Source organism: Streptomyces sp. V4I2, from assembly GCF_030817655.1.
Classification (GTDB): domain Bacteria; phylum Actinomycetota; class Actinomycetes; order Streptomycetales; family Streptomycetaceae; genus Streptomyces; species Streptomyces plumbiresistens.
The window spans coordinates 6,683,653-6,699,425 of record NZ_JAUSZM010000003.1 but is presented as its reverse complement, the minus strand read 5'-3'; the positions used below and the strand labels follow the sequence as shown (position 1 = coordinate 6,699,425).

Annotated in this window: 16 protein-coding genes; 7 read left to right on the top strand and 9 right to left on the bottom strand. The window is 71.0% G+C overall.

All coding sequences use genetic code 11. The features are described 5' to 3' along the window. Positions 1–96: 96 nt before the first annotated feature. The 5 genes from QFZ76_RS31815 to QFZ76_RS31795 all read right to left on the bottom strand — a co-directional run bounded on the left by QFZ76_RS31815 (position 97) and on the right by QFZ76_RS31795 (position 4,250). Entirely contained in the window at positions 97–1,188 is a 1,092-nt protein-coding gene (locus QFZ76_RS31815; RefSeq protein WP_307676918.1) for a hypothetical protein, read from the bottom strand. Continuing rightward, positions 1,188–1,850 (bottom strand): RNA polymerase sigma factor, encoded by a 663-nt coding sequence (locus QFZ76_RS31810; RefSeq protein ID WP_307676917.1) that lies wholly within the window; start codon positions 1,848–1,850, stop codon positions 1,188–1,190. The genes QFZ76_RS31815 and QFZ76_RS31810 overlap by 1 nt, the downstream gene beginning before the upstream one ends. 318 nt (positions 1,851–2,168) lie before the next feature. After that, on the bottom strand, positions 2,169–3,071 hold the full coding sequence (locus QFZ76_RS31805; RefSeq protein WP_307676916.1) for a hypothetical protein: 903 nt from the start codon (positions 3,069–3,071) through the stop codon (positions 2,169–2,171). Continuing rightward, positions 3,068–3,697, bottom strand: a complete 630-nt coding sequence (locus tag QFZ76_RS31800; protein WP_307676915.1) for an RNA polymerase sigma factor — start codon at positions 3,695–3,697, stop codon at positions 3,068–3,070. Before QFZ76_RS31800 ends, QFZ76_RS31805 begins: the two co-directional genes overlap by 4 nt. Positions 3,698–3,857: 160 nt before the next feature. Continuing rightward, positions 3,858–4,250: a hypothetical protein gene (locus QFZ76_RS31795; protein WP_307676914.1), complete on the bottom strand. Its 393-nt coding sequence runs from the start codon at positions 4,248–4,250 to the stop codon at positions 3,858–3,860. A gap of 359 nt (positions 4,251–4,609) precedes the next feature. Between QFZ76_RS31795 and QFZ76_RS31790 the strand changes: the two genes are divergently transcribed. Then, positions 4,610–7,225 carry an FG-GAP-like repeat-containing protein gene (locus tag QFZ76_RS31790; protein WP_373464547.1) on the top strand — a complete coding sequence of 872 codons (2,616 nt, stop codon included), beginning with the start codon at positions 4,610–4,612 and terminating at the stop codon, positions 7,223–7,225. A 93-nt stretch (positions 7,226–7,318) separates the two neighbouring features. On the opposite strand, the gene QFZ76_RS31785 is transcribed toward QFZ76_RS31790, so the two are convergent. Then, positions 7,319–7,705 (bottom strand): hypothetical protein, encoded by a 387-nt coding sequence (locus QFZ76_RS31785; protein ID WP_307676912.1) that lies wholly within the window; start codon positions 7,703–7,705, stop codon positions 7,319–7,321. 175 nt (positions 7,706–7,880) lie between these two features. Between QFZ76_RS31785 and QFZ76_RS31780 the strand changes: the two genes are divergently transcribed. After that, on the top strand, positions 7,881–8,375 hold the full coding sequence (locus QFZ76_RS31780; protein WP_307676911.1) for a DUF1877 family protein: 495 nt from the start codon (positions 7,881–7,883) through the stop codon (positions 8,373–8,375). Between the two features lie 17 nt (positions 8,376–8,392). Here QFZ76_RS31780 and QFZ76_RS31775 read toward each other — a convergent pair whose 3' ends face one another. The 3 genes from QFZ76_RS31775 to QFZ76_RS31765 form a co-directional block, all read right to left on the bottom strand. Beyond that, complete coding sequence (locus QFZ76_RS31775) at positions 8,393–8,968, bottom strand: hypothetical protein (protein WP_307676910.1); 576 nt, start codon at positions 8,966–8,968, stop codon at positions 8,393–8,395. 76 nt (positions 8,969–9,044) lie between these two features. Further along, positions 9,045–9,560, bottom strand: coding sequence for a hypothetical protein (locus QFZ76_RS31770; RefSeq protein WP_307676909.1), 516 nt, complete (start codon positions 9,558–9,560; stop codon positions 9,045–9,047). A gap of 99 nt (positions 9,561–9,659) precedes the next feature. Continuing rightward, entirely contained in the window at positions 9,660–11,279 is a 1,620-nt protein-coding gene (locus tag QFZ76_RS31765) for a glycoside hydrolase family 20 protein (protein WP_307676908.1), read from the bottom strand. A 198-nt stretch (positions 11,280–11,477) separates the two neighbouring features. On the opposite strand from QFZ76_RS31765, the gene QFZ76_RS31760 reads away from it, so the two are divergent. From QFZ76_RS31760 to QFZ76_RS31740, 5 genes are all read left to right on the top strand, one after another. Continuing rightward, the gene (locus QFZ76_RS31760) at positions 11,478–12,056 is read left to right on the top strand and encodes a 2-oxo-4-hydroxy-4-carboxy-5-ureidoimidazoline decarboxylase (protein ID WP_373464378.1); all 579 of its coding nucleotides are present in this window, start codon (positions 11,478–11,480) and stop codon (positions 12,054–12,056) included. Between the two features lie 191 nt (positions 12,057–12,247). After that, positions 12,248–12,628 (top strand): succinate dehydrogenase, cytochrome b556 subunit, encoded by a 381-nt coding sequence (gene sdhC, locus QFZ76_RS31755; RefSeq protein ID WP_266434677.1) that lies wholly within the window; start codon positions 12,248–12,250, stop codon positions 12,626–12,628. 7 nt (positions 12,629–12,635) lie between these two features. Continuing rightward, complete coding sequence (locus QFZ76_RS31750; RefSeq protein ID WP_307676906.1) at positions 12,636–13,118, top strand: succinate dehydrogenase hydrophobic membrane anchor subunit; 483 nt, start codon at positions 12,636–12,638, stop codon at positions 13,116–13,118. Positions 13,119–13,142: 24 nt separating this feature from the next. Further along, a complete protein-coding gene (gene sdhA / locus QFZ76_RS31745) occupies positions 13,143–14,897 on the top strand; it encodes a succinate dehydrogenase flavoprotein subunit (protein ID WP_307676905.1) in 1,755 nt (584 codons plus the stop codon). Beyond that, complete coding sequence (locus tag QFZ76_RS31740; protein WP_266434683.1) at positions 14,897–15,676, top strand: succinate dehydrogenase iron-sulfur subunit; 780 nt, start codon at positions 14,897–14,899, stop codon at positions 15,674–15,676. Before sdhA ends, QFZ76_RS31740 begins: the two co-directional genes overlap by 1 nt. The last annotated feature ends 97 nt before the right edge of the window (positions 15,677–15,773 follow it).

The following is a 15,773-nucleotide window of genomic DNA, read 5'->3' as shown; positions in this document are numbered from 1 at the left end:
TGCGCCACGGCGGCCGAAAACGTCACACTCACCGCGGAAGAATTTCGACGGAACTCGCGCGACCCACGAACCCGCAGGTCAGTGACGTCTTTTTGATCAGAGCGCGCTGTACGTCGGGCTGGGCGTCGATCCGTCCGAGGGCGTCGCCGGCTCCGGCTCCAGGGACGCGGCGGGCGACGGCGTGGCCAGGCCGCCGTTCGTGTGGTGGCCGTTGCCGCCGGTGCCGTTGCCGCCGCCGGTGTAGCCCTCGCCCGCGTTCCGGCCGTCCCCGTCGCCGCGGTCGCCCTTGACTTCGTTGTCTTCCTGGCCGTCCTGCTCGCCCTTGCCGCCCTTGTCGTCGCCGTGGGCGTCCTGCTCGGAGGAACCGGAGGCGAGCACGCCGGCGCAGTACTTCCACACCTTTGCGGCGCCGCCGGCCGCGCCCTCGAGGGCGCGCTTGCGCTCGGAGCTCAGCTCCTCGCCGTCGCGCACGGCACTGCAGGCCGAGAAGGCCTCGCTCCACTCGCCGCCGGAGCGGCCTTCCTGGCCGTCGGCGCCGTTGCCGGTGCCGGTGTGCGGGCCGTCGTCCGGCGTGGCCGAGCCGCCGCGTGCGGTGTCGCGGGAGGAGCCCTGCCCGGTGTCGCCGGTGGCGCCGTCGGGGGTGGGCTCGCTCTCCGGGCCCTTCGGCGAGGGCGTCACCAGCGGGCGGTCCGGTGTCACCGCGGCCGAGACGGAGGCGGCGGGTTCCGGTTCGGAGTCGTTGAACGGCAGCGCTCCGGTTCCGGCCGCGTACGCGACCCCGCCGACCATGCCTACGGCCAGCGCGGCGGCCAGCCCGAGGCGCACGGGGCGGGTGCGGCGGCGGCGCGGGGCGCCCGGCTCCGGGCCGCCGATGCGGACCAGGCCGGCGTCGGAGGAACGGGGCCGGGAGCGCCGGTCCCGGGAGGCTCGCGCACCGCTGCCGTCAACGGCCCGGTCGCCGACCCAGTCGTCCACGCGATCCGTGCGCGCCTTGCGGAAAGCGGCCAACGCGGCCGCCTCACCAGGGAGTTCGGCACTGGAAGGCGAGTCGACGGAGAGTGCGCCGAGGGTCTTGGCGAGCCGTTCGGCCTGGTCGCGGTCGGCCGCGTCGACAGCATCGAGGGACTCTCCGCTCAGCAGACGCTCCGCCGTTTCGCGGTCCAGCCACCTATAGTGCTCGTCGGCCATCACATGTCCTTCTGCGTCCGCGCACGTGTATCCGTCACACTCGCGGACGTCACCGCCCGTCCGCGCGGTTCTCGCGGGGGCGGCAGGGCGTCGAGGCCGCCCGCCGATTCCGGATCGCCGTCGATGAGTTCGGCGAGCCGTTTCAGACCACGGTGCGCGGCCGTCCGTACCGCACCCGGCCGCTTGCCGAGCGTCTCGGCGGCGGTCTTGGCGTCCAGGCCCACGACCACCCGCAGCACGACCGCCTCGGCCTGGTCCTGCGGCAGCCGGGCGATGAGGGAGAGGGTGCTGTCGGTGGCCAGCAACTCCATGGCCTCGCCCGCGGTGTCGGAGTCGGCGGGTCTGCCGGTCAGCTCGGTCTCGTCGCCGCCGATCGCGGGGCGGCGGCCGCGCATGCGTATGTGGTCCAGCGCGCGGTTCCTGGCTATCCGGGCGGCCCAGCCGCGGAAGCGGTCCGCGTCGCCGCTGAACCGGTCCAGGTCACGGGCTATCTGCAGCCACGCTTCGGACGCCACGTCCTCGGCGTCGGGGTCGCCGACCAGTGTCCGTACGTACCCGAGCAGCCGCGGGTGCACCGTGCGGTACACAGTCCGGAACGCGGTCTCGTCCCCGTCCTGCGCGGCAAGCACGGCGGCCGTCAGCTCCGCGTCGTCCCCCAGCACAGTGTTCCTCAGTCGATGGTCGCGGCTTCGAGCCGCCGATGGTTGCGGTGGTCCTGCACCTTCCGCGCCCGGCGCGAAAGGCACGTTACGACCTGAAACCGCTGCCCGTCCATGTCCGTACAAGATGCAACTACCTCGGACGGGGCGAGTGACACCGGGGGTGTGACACAAAACGCACCGATGGCGCTGTAGGAAGTACGGGCCGCCGCGCGGCCCGTGCCGCGCGACGGCCGGGGCCTCTCCTGTGGGGGGTGGCGGCCCCGGCCGTTGCCGTGGCGGGTGGTTCTTCCCCGCCGTGGCGGGCCGTTGCCATGACGGCTAGTTCTTTCCCTCGGCCTTGTCGGCCTTTTCCTGATTGTTATCGGCATTGGTGTCGGCATTGGTGTCGGCATTGCCGTCGGCCTGACCGCTGCCGGCGTTGCCACCGGCCGATCCGGAACCCGCGCCGCCCTTGGCGGACTTGCTCGGCTTGACCGTCTTGCCCGGATTGCCAGGGTTGACCGGCTTGTTTTCGGCCGTCGCCCGCGCCAGCTGCTCGGCGCAGTAGGCAGGCACCTTCGCCTCACCGCCCGCGGCCGCCACCAGCCACTGCCACGCCGTCGAGTCGAGCGCCTTGCCGCGGCCCTGGACCTGCTCGTACGCCCGGCAGTGGGCCTCGGTGTCCTGCGCGGTGCCCGGCCGGTCCGTGGGACCGGACCCCGGCGCGGTCGTCGGACCGCCCGGCCGGGCCTCGTCACTCGCGGAGGCGGTGGCACGGCCGCGGTCGTCCCCGGCGCCGTCCGAGGGGGAGTCCCCCGACGAGCCGATCGCGGCGTACGCGACACCGCCCAGCGCGAGGCTGGCGAGGAACACGGACAGCGTGGTCCGCAGCGAACGTGCCGCACTCCGCTGCTCCCGGGGCCGCCAGTCGTCCCGGCGCCGGGTGCGTGCCCGGTGCGCACCCGCGTCCCGGGCGTCCCGGAAGGCGGCCACGGCCCGCTGCTCGGCGTCGGCGTCGACCGTGCCGGCGCGCATGGCGGCGGCGAGCAGGGTCTCCAACGCGGCGGGGTCGACCGCGGGACCGCCCGGAAGCCGATCGTCAGGGCGTACGCGTCGGCGGTCGGGAACCCCGCTGCCGTTCTGCCGCTCACCCATACCGTGTCCGTTCCCGTCGTCCGGTCCGGCCGGACCGTCCCGTCGGATCGGGCCGTCCGGCGTCCAGTTGTCACTGTCGCCCGTCATGTCGACTCCCCCAGCGTCCGGGGACCGTCATCCGTCATACCTTTGTCCGTGCTCTCGCCGCCCAGCTGGCGGGCCAGCCGCTTCAGCCCCCGGTAGGCGGCGGTGCGCACCGCGCCCGGGCGCTTGCCGAGGACGCGGGCGGCCGCGGGGCCGTCGAGGCCGACGACGACCCGCAGCAGTACGGCCTCGGCCTGGTCGCGCGGCAGCCCTCGGACCAGCTCCAGGGCGTACTCCGTGGAGATGGCCTCCAGCGCCTGGTCGTGCGTGCTGTGCGGACCGGGCAGATCCAGTACGTCCTGTTCGAGCGCCGACGGCCGGGGCCGTACCTTCTGGCGGCGCAGATGGTCCAGCGCCCGGTGCCGGGCGATGGTCGCGCTCCAGCCGCGGAACCCGGCCCCGTCGCCCTTGAACCGGCCAAGGTCCCGGGAGATCTCCAGCCAGGCGTCGGACGCCACGTCCTCGGCGTCGTCGCCGACGAGACCGCGCACGTACCCGAGCAGGCCGGGCTGGACCAGCCGGTAGGCGACCGCGAAGGCGGCCTCGTCACCCTGCTGGGCCCGCGCGACGGCCGCGCCCAGTTCCCCGTCGTACGCCTGCACCCGGCGGGGTTCCCCTCCTTGAGCCAAGAACCGTCCTCGTCCGTACCCGGTCGGCGGCGGATCCGCACGAAGCCGATTCCGCCGCCCTTGCCCTTGCCCCCCACGGTGATCAGCGCCTGGCCGCACCGAAGTGTCACAGCCACCCGGCCGTCCCAGCGTCCTCAGGGGCCCGGGTGGTGTGGGCATCTCACGCCACGACCCGCCGCGACCGGCCGTGCAACGTGAGGTAGAAGGTCCGCAGCGACTCCTCGGGACCGCCGGTGTCGAAACGGTTGCGGACCCTGCCGAGCGGGTTCCAGACCCGCCCGTCCGGCATGCGTACGCCGACCGGCTGGGCGAAGTACCCGCGCTGGTCGGCGTCGAGGTCCACCCACACCGCCCCCGCGCGACGGACGAGCACCTCGCCGACGTACGCCCCGAGCCCGAGCAGCGTCTCGCGCGCCCGTTCCCGGTCGGCGCCGCCCTTGCGCAGTCCGTCGATCAGGAAGTCGACGACGCGCAGGCTGGCCACGGAGTAGTCCAGCGGCAGGCGGTTGCGTGCGGTGACGCGGGCGACGAAGGCCGTCGCGTGCGGTCTCATCTCCCTTGCGCACGGCCCGGGTTCGTCCCTCGTGCCCATTCCCTTGCCCATGTCGGCCCCCTTCGGTCGGTCTCGGGAGCTCCCGCCACCGGCCACTCCCCCCGCTTGACCAAGCGGATACCGCCTCACAAACATCACTGGCCGCTTCCGTCTCAGCTGTTCGGTGACGTCCGGCGGAGTCTGTGCGCTGTCCAAGTGGGACCTGTGTGACAGGTGCCTTTTTCATGTCCATTTGTGTAGGGGTGGGTTAGTTGAGTCCTCGCAAGACCCATGCGTACAGGCCGTTGAGTCTGCGACGAAGAGCCTGGCTGACGGTCGGAGCCGTCGTCCTGAGCGGTGCGGGCGTCGTCACGTACGCGATGGCCGGTCAGCCCGCGCGGTCCGACGCCAAGGGCCAGGGGCGTGCACCGGCCGTCCACACCCTGAAGCTGAGGAGCGAGGGCGGAGGGCGCAAGGGGCTCGCCAAGCAGGAGACGAACCGTTTCAGCGCGGTCCTGGTGACCTGGGACGACCCGGAAGCCGGCGCCAAGGGCACGCCCGAGGTGCGCACCCGGGACCTGGAGACCGGCAAGTGGTCCGGCTGGCAGAAGCTGACGGTCGAGCCGAGCCAGGCGGACGGCGCGGAGGGCGAGCGGGCGGCCCTGCGCGGCGGCACGGAATCGATGTGGACCGGTGACGCCGACGGCATCGAGGTGCGCGTCGTGACGGCGGACGGCACGGAGGCGGGCGGGCAGCCGGCCGGCATGGACGTGCGGCTGCTGGATCCGGGGACCGATCCGAAGCGGACCGCGGCGTCCGGCCCGGAGCCGGCCGCGTTCGTGGCGGAGACCACCACGCCGACGCCCACCGATTCGGTGACCGTTACGCCCACCGACTCCGCCTCCGCCTCTCCGTCTGCGTCGGCCTCTGCCTCTGCCTCTGCGTCTGCCTCTGCCTCTGCGTCTGCGTCTGCGTCGGCGTCGGCGTCGGCGTCGGCGTCGGCGTCGGCTTCGGCCTCCCCGTCGGTGACGGCCTCCCCGACCCCCACCTCCACCGTCCCGGCTCCCCGCCCCTCGACCGTCGTCAAGCCGCCGGTCATCACCCAGGCCCAGTGGGGCGCCTCGACGGACTACGACGGCACGCCGGAGTACGGCGCCGAGATCAAGGCCGCCGTCATCCACCACACCGGCGTGGACAGCGACAACACCCTGTCCTGCGCGAAGTCCGCCGCCCGGCTGCGGTCCATCCAGCAGGACCACTTCGCCCGCGGCTACTTCGACATCGGCTACAACTTCGTCGTCGACAGGTGCGGCCAGATCTTCGAGGGCCGCAGCGGCGGCATGGACCTGCCGGTGATCGGCGCGCACGACATCGGCTTCAACACGAACACCGTCGGCATCTCGTACATCGGCAACTACGAGACGGCCCAGCCGAGCCGGGCCGCACTGGACGCGATCTCCCGGATCGTGGCCTGGAAGTTCGGGATGTACGGCATCGACCCGACCGGCAAGGTGACGCTGACCTCGGGCTCGGATCAGGGCGTCGACGGCAACAAGGTCCCCAAGGGTCAGTCGATCACGCTGCCGAGAGTCTTCGGACACCGGGACACGAACGCCACGGCCTGCCCGGGCGCGCACCTCTACTCCAAGCTCACCCGGGTCGCCCAGGTCGCCAAGACGCCGGGCATCTCGCACGCCCTGGCCACCTCCGACTACAACCGGGACGGCGTCACCGACCTGGTCGCGGGCGTCCCCAAGGCGAACGCGGTGAAGGTGATCCCCGGCAGCGTCGACGGCCCGGTCCCCGCCGCGAAGATCACGCTCACCCAGAACAGCCCGGGCGTCCCCGGTGCCACCGAGACCGGTGACGCCTTCGGCACCTCCACCGCCTGGGGAGACGTCAACGGCGACGGCTACGCCGACCTCGCCATCGGCACCCCCGGCGAGGACGACACCCTCGGCACCGACCGCGGCCAGGTCGCCGTCATGTACGGCCCGGCCCTCAACACCGGCTTCTCGTACAGCACTTCAGGGATCACGGCGGCCGGCGCCAAGCTCGGCTCCGCCGTCACCGTCGGCGACTTCAACGGCGACGGCAAGGCGGACGTCTTCGCGGCCGGCAGCGGCAAGGGCGGCAACTGGAACGTCCGGCTGGGCAGCGGCAAGTACCAGTACGGCGCGCTCACCTCCGCCACCGGCTCGGTCGCCTACCTGGACGCCGCGACCGGCGACTTCAACCGGGACGGCTACGCGGACGTCGCCCTCAACTACCGCGACACCGGCGGCATCGGCCGCGTGGTCCGCTTCGCGGGCTCGGCGACCGGCCTGACCAAGGCCGGGGTGATCTCCGTCAGGGGCGGCCGCTCCATCGCCGCGGGCGACGTCAACGGCAACGGCTACGACGACATCGTCATCGGCCAGCCCGTGGCGTCCGAGTCGGGCGGCATCTCGGGCGGCCAGATCACCATGGTCCCGGGCACGTCGACGGGCTTCACGACGACCGGCATGACAACAATCCACCAGGACACGACAGGCGTCCCCGGCGGCAACGAGTCCGGCGACACCTTCGGCGCCTCGGTCTCGGTCGGCGACTACAACGCCGACGGTTACGCGGACGCCCTCGCCGGCGCCCCCGGCGAGGACCTCACCCGCGACGGCGTGAACCGTGCCGACGCGGGCGACGCGATCCTCGTCAAGGGCAGCGCCTCCGGCCTCACCGGTTCCGGCTCGGTCGGCGTCTCCCAGGACACGTCCGTCATCCCCGGCGCCACGGAGACCGGCGACCGCCTCGGCTCGTCCGTGACCCTCGCGGACCTGTCCGGCTACGGCCGCGCGGACCTGACGTTCGGCGCCGACGGCGAGGACGGCACCGACGGCATCCTCGTCCACCTGCCGAGCAACAGCACGGGCCTCGGCTACGCCGACTCCGCCATCTACAGCAAGACCACACTGGGCACACCGACGGACGGCCGTCTGGGCCAGACCCTGACGCCGTAGCCGCCGGTTCGAGACAAGTGACCGTCCGGCCGCCGCGTCCCGGCCGGACGGTCACTTCCCTGCTGCCAGTTCCCTGCCGTCACTTCCCTGCCGTCACTTCCCTGCCGTCGCGTCCCGGCACAGCAACCGCAGCGACCCGTCCCCGGCGAAGCACCGCCGCGCCTCGTCCATCGGGTCCCACAGCCGGTTGTCGGGGGTGCGGATCCAGTGGTCGCCGCCCGAGGCCCACCACTCGGCACCGGTCTGACGGACGACCACCTCACCGGCGTAGGCCCCGAGTCCGCGCAGCACGGTCTCCACGGCGGCGTACGGCGCCCCGTCCCGCCGTATCTCCTCGATCATCCGGTCGACGCTCCACAGACTCTGCGCCGAGTAGTCGAGCCGCAGCCGCGCCCCCTCGCGCAGGGTGGCCACCACGTCCGCCGCCCACCGCACGGGCTTGGCCGCGGCGGAGGGCCTGGTCTCCTGATTGGTCGTCACAGTCGTCACATCGGGAAAAGCGTGGTCGGGCGGTGTTTCGTCACCCGGATCAGGAGACTTTCCGCAACCGGTGCAGGACCGCCCCACCGCCGCCCCACGACAGCCACAGGACTCCCTCAGGAATGAGGTTTACCCGGGTGTGACAATTCGCCGCTCCCGCGCGCTCCTCTCTCTGATGAACACGTACTTCCATTTCCGCGCGGTGCCGCCCCCGGCCCTGCGCAACAGCGCGACCTGGTTCCAACGACTGTTCGACGACGACTGGGACTCCGTGCGGGAGCGGATCGGTCGGCACCGGGAGGAGGTGCTGGACCAGCGGTACCTCGACCATGAGTTCCTCTACTCCGGCATCCCCCCGAACCACGCGCCGGACGGCCCTCCCTGCCAAGTGGTCCTGGGCGGCCGCCCGGTGTTCCACCCCGACGCGGCCCAGCCACCGTTCCTGCTGCTCACCGCGGCCCACACGGCCCGGGTTGCCGCGTATCTCACGGCGGCCGACTTCGACGACCTGTGGCAGGGCACACGCGAGAAACTCCTGCGGCCGTACGCCGAGCCGGACGCGGAGCCCGAAGTGCGGGCCGCCTTCGCCGCGACCCACCGGGACCTGACCGCGTTCTACAAGCAGACGGCCCTGTACGGGGACGCGGTGGTCAAGTGGCTGATGGTCTGAGGAGTCTCTGAGGTGCGTCAACCCCGCTTCCGGGACCGCCGCGACACCACCGCGCGCAGCACCCGCCGCCCCTCCGTCGACACCTCAAGCGCCCGCCGAACGCCGCCCGCGCCGTGTTCGGCGAGCAGTTCCAGGACGGTGACCTGGCGGCGCAGTTCGGCGGCGACGAGGGGCGACACGCCCTCCGTACGGCCCTCGCGGGGGGCGTCGACCGAGGACACCGGGCCGGCCGAGGGGTCGAGGAGGCGGTGGATGTGCAGGGCGGCGACGGAGCAGCCGTCGGCCCACACCCGTACCTCGGCGGCGGACCGTTCGGCCGGGGCGGCCTCGAGCATCCGGCGGGCCAGCAGCGCGGCCTCGTCCCCGGCGGACTCCGCGGGGCCGGCGCCGGCGAGCTTGTCGCGCACCTGGGCGATGCGCACGCCCCAGTCGCCGACGTCACCGCCGTCAGCGCCGTCAGCGAGGTCGGCCCACAGCGGCCGCAGCACTTCGTCGTCCCCGCCCAGCAGGGGCAGACACCGATCCAAACAAGCCAGCCCACTGGCCGCCAGTCCGCGTTCATCGGCCTGAGCGATCAGTTCCACCAGGCTCATTCCACGCTCCCTCGCCAGGCGGTCATCCCTAACGGAGCCCGCACTTCCCCTTACTGCGCGCGACGGCCCGGGAGTGTCACAGGGGCACCACGCCGAGCCGGTCGAGCAGCCGGAAGAACAGGTTTTCGGCCAACAGACCCGACCCGGGGTCGGAGTCGGCGGTCAGCACGTCGACCACCGTCTCGGCGGCGACCTCGTGCCCCGCCTCCAGCGCCCACGCGACGGCCCGCTCGGCGGCGTCCCGGGGCTCCAGGAAGTAGTCCTCCAGGGTCAGCCCCTCCCGGTCGGCACCGAGATACGTGGCCATGGCCGCCCGGCCCAGACAGCTCGTCCACGCCCCGCTCTCGGGCCCCGCCGCCTCCACGACCACGGTCGCGCTGTCCATGACGTACCCGAAGAGCGCGGGCGCGCCGGTCTCCACGGCGAGCCCGTTCATGCTCCCGACGTCGCCGTCACCGCTCGGGTACTCCCACACCTGCCACCCGCCCGGCGCCGAGGCCCGTAACGACATGCCCTTGACGCCGGACAACGCCTCCAGTTCCGCGAGCGGCCGCTCCCCGCGACCGACGACGAAGTACCCCCAGTAACCCATTCCGGTTCCCCCCGGCTGCTCTCCGTACGGCTCCGCCCGAATACACCATATTCGTACGGCCGTTCGCAGCCGGACGGGACAATCCGCCCCGATCCGGTTTCAGCCGAGCCGGTCCGCGAGCGCCTTGAACTGCGACCACGACAGCTCCGGCTTCCCCGGGTCCCACAGCTTCTGGACCGTCGCCCTGAGCGGCATCCGGATCCCGGTGGCGACCTGCGCCTGGGTCTGCGAGTTCGGCAGGTCGCCCCACACCGTGAAGACCCCGCCGAGGATCTGGTCGTCGTACTTCGCCGGAACCGGCTGCGTGCCGCGCACGACGAGCGGCGTCCACTGCTCGTAGATCCGCTGCCCGGTCGGATAGACGAAGGTCAGCGGCTCCCCGAGGACGTAGTACAGGAACTCGTCGTTGTAGTTGATCAGCTTCCGCCCCTGGCTCAGATACGCGGTCGGCAGCCGCGCCCCGATCTCCTTGCCCGTCCAGTACGCGACCTGGATGTCCGCGTCGGCCTTGACGGACGTACCGGCGAAGAACCCGTCGTTCCAGGCGCGGGGGGTCTTGTCGTGGGCGCGGACCGTGTCGGCCCGGTCGTTGAGCCAGCCGGTGGTGAGGTCCTCGACGCTCGCGCCGGAGCCGAACGCCTCGCGGGCGGCGGAGGCGAGTTGCGGGTAGGAGGCCTCGGGGTCGGACACCACCAGCGCCTGGTACTCGTCGCCGCCGAGGTGCCACTGGTCGCCGGGGAAGAGATCGGCGTACTCGTTCAGCAGGTCGTCGACGATCTCGGCGGAGTCCGGATCGGAGATGTCCACCGCCCCGCGCGTGGCCACGCCCCGCGTGTTGCGCAGCTGGAGGTCCGGGTGGGCGGCGATCACGGCGCCCAGATGCCCCGGCGAGTCGATCTCGGGCACCACGGTGATGTGCCGGCTCGCGGCGAGCGCGACGATCTGCCTGACCTGCGCCTTTGTCAGATGCTCCTGGGACACGACCTCCGGGTGGGAGTCGGACTCGATCCGGAACCCCTGGTCGTCGGAGAAGTGCAGCCCCAGCTGGTTGATCTTCAGATCGCCGAGTTCCCGGACCCGGTCCTCGATCCAGTCCGCGGTGAAGTGCTTGCGCGCGATGTCCAGCTGGAACCCGCGCACCGGCTTGGCCGGCTCGTCCCGCACGACGCCCTCCGGCGCCGTACCGCCGCCGTGCACCTCCTGCTTGAGCGTGCGCGTGCCGTAGAACACCCCCGCGTCCGCGGGCCCGCTGATGGTCACCCGCCCGCCGCGCACGGTCATCGTGTACGACTCCGGATCCGCGCCCTCGTCGTCATTGAGCGCCAGCCGTACGTCCCCGGCGCGCACGTCGCCCTGCTGCCCCGCGTACGTCAGCCCCAGCTCACCGGCGAGCAGCCGCCCCTCGTCGGCGAGGTCCCCGTCGCTGACCACGACCCGCTCGCCCTTGTCCGGCGTCCAGCCGGGCCCGCGCGCCGGGGTGTGGGTGCGGACGGCGGGGATGGTGCGGGGCGGCTGCGACAGCGGGTAGGAGCGGGTGGGGGAAGGACTCGGGGTCTTCGAGGCGGTGGGGGCCGGCTGCTGCTGCGCCGACCCCACGGGCTCACCGCCGCCCTCGCCGTCGTCGCCGGTGGCCAGCAGGCCGAGGCCCACTCCGGCCGCGACCGTCACGACCACCACCGCGACGATCAGCACCCACGTCTGCTTCAACGCGCTCTTCACCGGTGTCCTGCGACTGTGCTGACTCCGCCTGTGCTGACTCACAGCGACAACGCTAGGCCCTCGGGTGACCCGGACGCGTCCACCACACGTTCTGAAACTCTCCCGTTCGGATGAAATTCGGGCATCGGTCGGACACACGATGTCCGCCCTCGATAGCGTGGCGCCACATATCTCACATCATCCTCTGCCGAAACCCACGTGACGCCCCCACATCTTCCTGGCCGAGTGGCCATATCCTCGCTGCCCGAGCAGACCCGGGACACGCCCGGCACACCTGCCCCGCTGGAGCACTTCAACACCGCCCCGGCCGACGAGATCCGCCACACCCTCCTCACCTGCCTCCACAGCCTCCGCTGGGCCACCCGCGTCGCCGCCCACCGCCCCTACCCGAACCCGGACTCCCTCCTCGCCGCATCCGACGAGGCGGCGTACGACCTGACACCGGGCGACCTGGCCGAAGCGCTGGCAGCCGAGACGCTGCCGGTACTGCCGGACGACGCGTACGGGGCGGCACACATGGCGCTGGCGGCGGCGCAAGCGGCGTACGAGGCCCGGTTCGGACACCGGTTCGTCATCTGCCTGGACGACCTGGCCCCCGAGGAGGCCATCGATCACGTACTGGCGGCCATCCGGTCACGATTGACAAACGATCCGGAGGAGGAGCGGGGGGTGACAGCAGAGGAACTCCGCCGCCTGGCAAGGGGCCGTCTGGTGACGTACCTCAGGGGCGCGGGGAACTGCGCGACCAGCCCCCACGCACCCGCACCCGGCACATAGCAGGACACCCCACCCCAGAACCCGCCGGCCCTCACCCATACGCGTGCCACTTTGATCACACCGAGAGGCCCCGCGTAAGCCCAGCGCCAGCGTCTCGCTACGATGCTGGGGGCCGGTGGACCGTACCCGGCCGGGCCCGTCCGACACAGAAGCCGGCGCGGCCCCAATCCCCGCTCCCGGAGGGTTCTTCCGTGCCGGCTGGAACGCTGTACCGCGGCCGGGAAGGAATGTGGTCCTGGGTGGCTCATCGAGTCACCGGCGTCCTCATCTTCTTCTTCCTGTTCGTTCATGTGCTGGACACTGCGCTCGTCCGTGTCTCCCCCGAGGACTACGACAACGTCGTAGCCACCTACAAGACGCCGCTCGTGGCCGTGTTGGAGTACGGCCTCGTCGCCGCCATCCTCTTCCACGCGCTCAACGGACTGCGTGTCATCGCCGTCGACTTCTGGTCGAAGGGCCCGCGCTACCAGAAGCAGATGCTCTGGACCGTCGTGGGCGTGTGGGTCGTGCTGATGATCGGGGCGATCTACCCCGTCCTCGGCCACGCCTACCGTGAACTGTTCGGGAGCTGACGCGCATATGTCCACCACCGAAACCGCCGCGTCCGGTATCGGCCCTGTCGAGGGCGAGTCCCTCTACAGCGTCGACAACCCGGCTCCCCTCATCGAGGCCCCGCGCCAGCGCACGAGGAAGACCCCGAAGTCCACGCGGGGCAACTTCGAGATGGCCGCGTGGCTGTTCATGCGGCTGTCGGGCGTCGTCCTGGTCGTCCTGGTCATCGGCCACCTGCTGATCCAGCTGGTGCTGGACGGCGGCGTCTCCAAGATCGGCTTCGCCTTCGTGGCGGGCCGCTGGGCGTCCCCGTTCTGGCAGGTCTGGGACCTGCTGATGCTGTGGCTCGCGATGCTGCACGGCGCCAACGGCCTGCGCACGGTCATCAACGACTACGCGGAGCGCCCGGGCACCCGCCTGTGGCTGAAGGGCCTGCTCTACACCGCCACGGTGTTCACCATCCTGCTGGGCACGCTGGTGATCTTCACCTTCGACCCGAACATCCGCTAGGCACGGGGCTGAGGTAATCCACCCATGAAGATCCACAAGTACGACACCGTCATCGTCGGCGCCGGCGGCGCCGGTATGCGCGCCGCCATCGAGTCGACGAAGCGCAGCCGCACCGCCGTGCTGACCAAGCTCTACCCCACCCGCTCCCACACGGGCGCCGCGCAGGGCGGCATGGCCGCCGCGCTGGCCAACGTGGAGGAGGACAACTGGGAGTGGCACACCTTCGACACGGTCAAGGGCGGCGACTACCTGGTCGACCAGGACGCCGCCGAGATCCTGGCGAAGGAGGCCATCGACTCCGTCCTCGACCTGGAGAAGATGGGCCTGCCGTTCAACCGCACCCCGAACGGCACCATCGACCAGCGCCGCTTCGGCGGTCACTCGCGTAACCACGGCGAGGCCCCGGTCCGCCGCTCCTGCTACGCGGCCGACCGCACCGGTCACATGATCCTCCAGACGCTGTACCAGAACTGCGTCAAGGAGGGCGTGGAGTTCTTCAACGAGTTCTACGTCCTGGACCAACTGATCACCGAGGTCGACGGCGTCAAGCGCTCGGCCGGCGTCGTCGCCTACGAACTGGCGACCGGCGAGATCCACGTCTTCCAGGCGAAGGCCGTGATCTACGCCTCCGGCGGCACCGGCAAGTTCTTCAAGGTGACGTCCAACGCGCACACCCTCACGGGCGACGGCCAGGCGGCCGTCTACCGCCGGGGTCTGCCGCTGGAGGACATGGAGTTCTTCCAGTTCCACCCGACCGGCATCTGGCGCATGGGCATCCTGCTGACGGAGGGCGCCCGTGGTGAGGGCGGCATCCTCCGCAACAAGGACGGCGAGCGCTTCATGGAGAAGTACGCGCCGGTGATGAAGGACCTGGCGTCGCGAGACGTCGTGTCCCGCTCGATCTACACGGAGATCCGGGAAGGCCGCGGCTGCGGCCCCGAGGGTGACCACGTCTACCTCGACCTCACCCACCTCCCGCCGGAGCAGCTGGACGCCAAGCTCCCGGACATCACCGAGTTCGCGCGCACCTACCTGGGCATCGAGCCGTACACGGACCCGATCCCGATCCAGCCCACCGCGCACTACGCGATGGGCGGCATCCCGACGAACGTCGAGGGTGAGGTCCTCGCGGACAACACGACGGTCGTCCCCGGCCTGTACGCGGCCGGCGAGGTCGCCTGCGTCTCCGTCCACGGGGCGAACCGCCTCGGCACCAACTCGCTGCTGGACATCAACGTCTTCGGCAAGCGGGCGGGCATCGCGGCGGCGGACTACTCGCAGAAGGCGGACTACGTCGAGCTGCCGGAGGACCCGGCGCAGCAGGTGATCGACCAGGTCGAGCGCCTCCGCGGCTCCACCGGCACCGAGCGGGTCTCCGTGATCCGTCGCGAGCTGCAGGAGTGCATGGACGCCAACGTGATGGTGTTCCGCACCGAGCAGACCATCAAGACGGCCGTGGAGAAGATCGCGGAGCTCCGCGAGCGCTACCTGAACGTCTCGATCCAGGACAAGGGCAAGCGGTTCAACACCGACCTCCTGGAGGCCGTCGAGCTGGGCAACCTGCTCGACCTGGCCGAGGTCATGGCGGTGTCGGCCCTGGCGCGCAAGGAGTCCCGCGGCGGTCACTACCGCGAGGACTACCCGAACCGCGACGACGTCAACTTCATGCGCCACACCATGGCCTACCGCGAGGTGGGCGACGACGGCACCGAGTCCATCCGTCTCGACTACAAGCCGGTCGTCCAGACCCGCTACCAGCCGATGGAGCGTAAGTACTGATGGCAACCCCGACCCTGGACAAGGCGGACGCGGCCGGCACGCCCGAGCCCGGCTTCGCCGACTCCCCGTACATCACGGCGACCTTCCGCATCCGTCGCTTCAACTCCGAGGTCTCGGCCGAGGCGACCTGGGAAGACTTCCAGGTGGAGATCGACCCGAAGGAGCGCGTCCTCGACGCCCTCCACAAGATCAAGTGGGAGCTGGACGGCACTCTGACCTTCCGCCGCTCCTGCGCGCACGGCATCTGCGGCTCGGACGCCATGCGGATCAACGGCAAGAACCGCCTCGCCTGCAAGACCCTGATCAAGGACCTCAACCCCGAGAAGCCGATCACGGTGGAGGCCATCAAGGGCCTGACGGTCCTGAAGGACCTGGTCGTGGACATGGACCCGTTCTTCCAGGCGTACCGCGACGTGATGCCCTTCCTCATCACGAAGGAGACGAACGAGCCCACGCGCGAGCGTCTCCAGACGGCCGAGGACCGCGAACGCTTCGACGACACGACGAAGTGCATTCTGTGTGCGGCGTGCACGTCGTCCTGCCCGGTCTTCTGGAACGACGGCCAGTACTTCGGCCCGGCCGCCATCGTCAACGCCCACCGCTTCATCTTCGACTCGCGCGACGATGCGGCGGAGCAGCGACTGGAGATCCTGAACGACCGTGACGGTGTCTGGCGCTGCCGGACGACGTTCAACTGCACGGATGCCTGCCCACGTGGGATTGAGGTCACGAAGGCGATCCAGGAAGTGAAGAGGGCGCTTATTACGCGCCGCTACTGATCTTTTTCGCATGTGCATAAGGGCTCTGTTTCCGTACCTCTGGAAACAGAGCCCTCATGCAAGCCCGGGCGTCAGCACGGCTGCAGCACTCGTCGCA

What these genes read in the sequence shown, in the direction of transcription:
- QFZ76_RS31815 (WP_307676918.1), bottom strand. Translation starts at nt 1,188, where the DNA reads ATGGCCGACGAGCACTATAGGTGGCTGGACCGCGAAACGGCGGAGCGT.
- QFZ76_RS31805 (WP_307676916.1), bottom strand. Translation starts at nt 3,071, where the DNA reads ATGACGGGCGACAGTGACAACTGGACGCCGGACGGCCCGATCCGACGG.
- QFZ76_RS31795 (WP_307676914.1), bottom strand. Translation starts at nt 4,250, where the DNA reads ATGAGACCGCACGCGACGGCCTTCGTCGCCCGCGTCACCGCACGCAAC.
- QFZ76_RS31790 (WP_373464547.1), top strand. Translation starts at nt 4,610, where the DNA reads ATGGCCGGTCAGCCCGCGCGGTCCGACGCCAAGGGCCAGGGGCGTGCA.
- QFZ76_RS31780 (WP_307676911.1), top strand. Translation starts at nt 7,881, where the DNA reads ATGAACACGTACTTCCATTTCCGCGCGGTGCCGCCCCCGGCCCTGCGC.
- QFZ76_RS31775 (WP_307676910.1), bottom strand. Translation starts at nt 8,968, where the DNA reads ATGAGCCTGGTGGAACTGATCGCTCAGGCCGATGAACGCGGACTGGCG.
- QFZ76_RS31770 (WP_307676909.1), bottom strand. Translation starts at nt 9,560, where the DNA reads ATGGGTTACTGGGGGTACTTCGTCGTCGGTCGCGGGGAGCGGCCGCTC.
- QFZ76_RS31750 (WP_307676906.1), top strand. Translation starts at nt 12,636, where the DNA reads ATGTCCACCACCGAAACCGCCGCGTCCGGTATCGGCCCTGTCGAGGGC.
- sdhA (WP_307676905.1), top strand. Translation starts at nt 13,143, where the DNA reads ATGAAGATCCACAAGTACGACACCGTCATCGTCGGCGCCGGCGGCGCC.
- QFZ76_RS31740 (WP_266434683.1), top strand. Translation starts at nt 14,897, where the DNA reads ATGGCAACCCCGACCCTGGACAAGGCGGACGCGGCCGGCACGCCCGAG.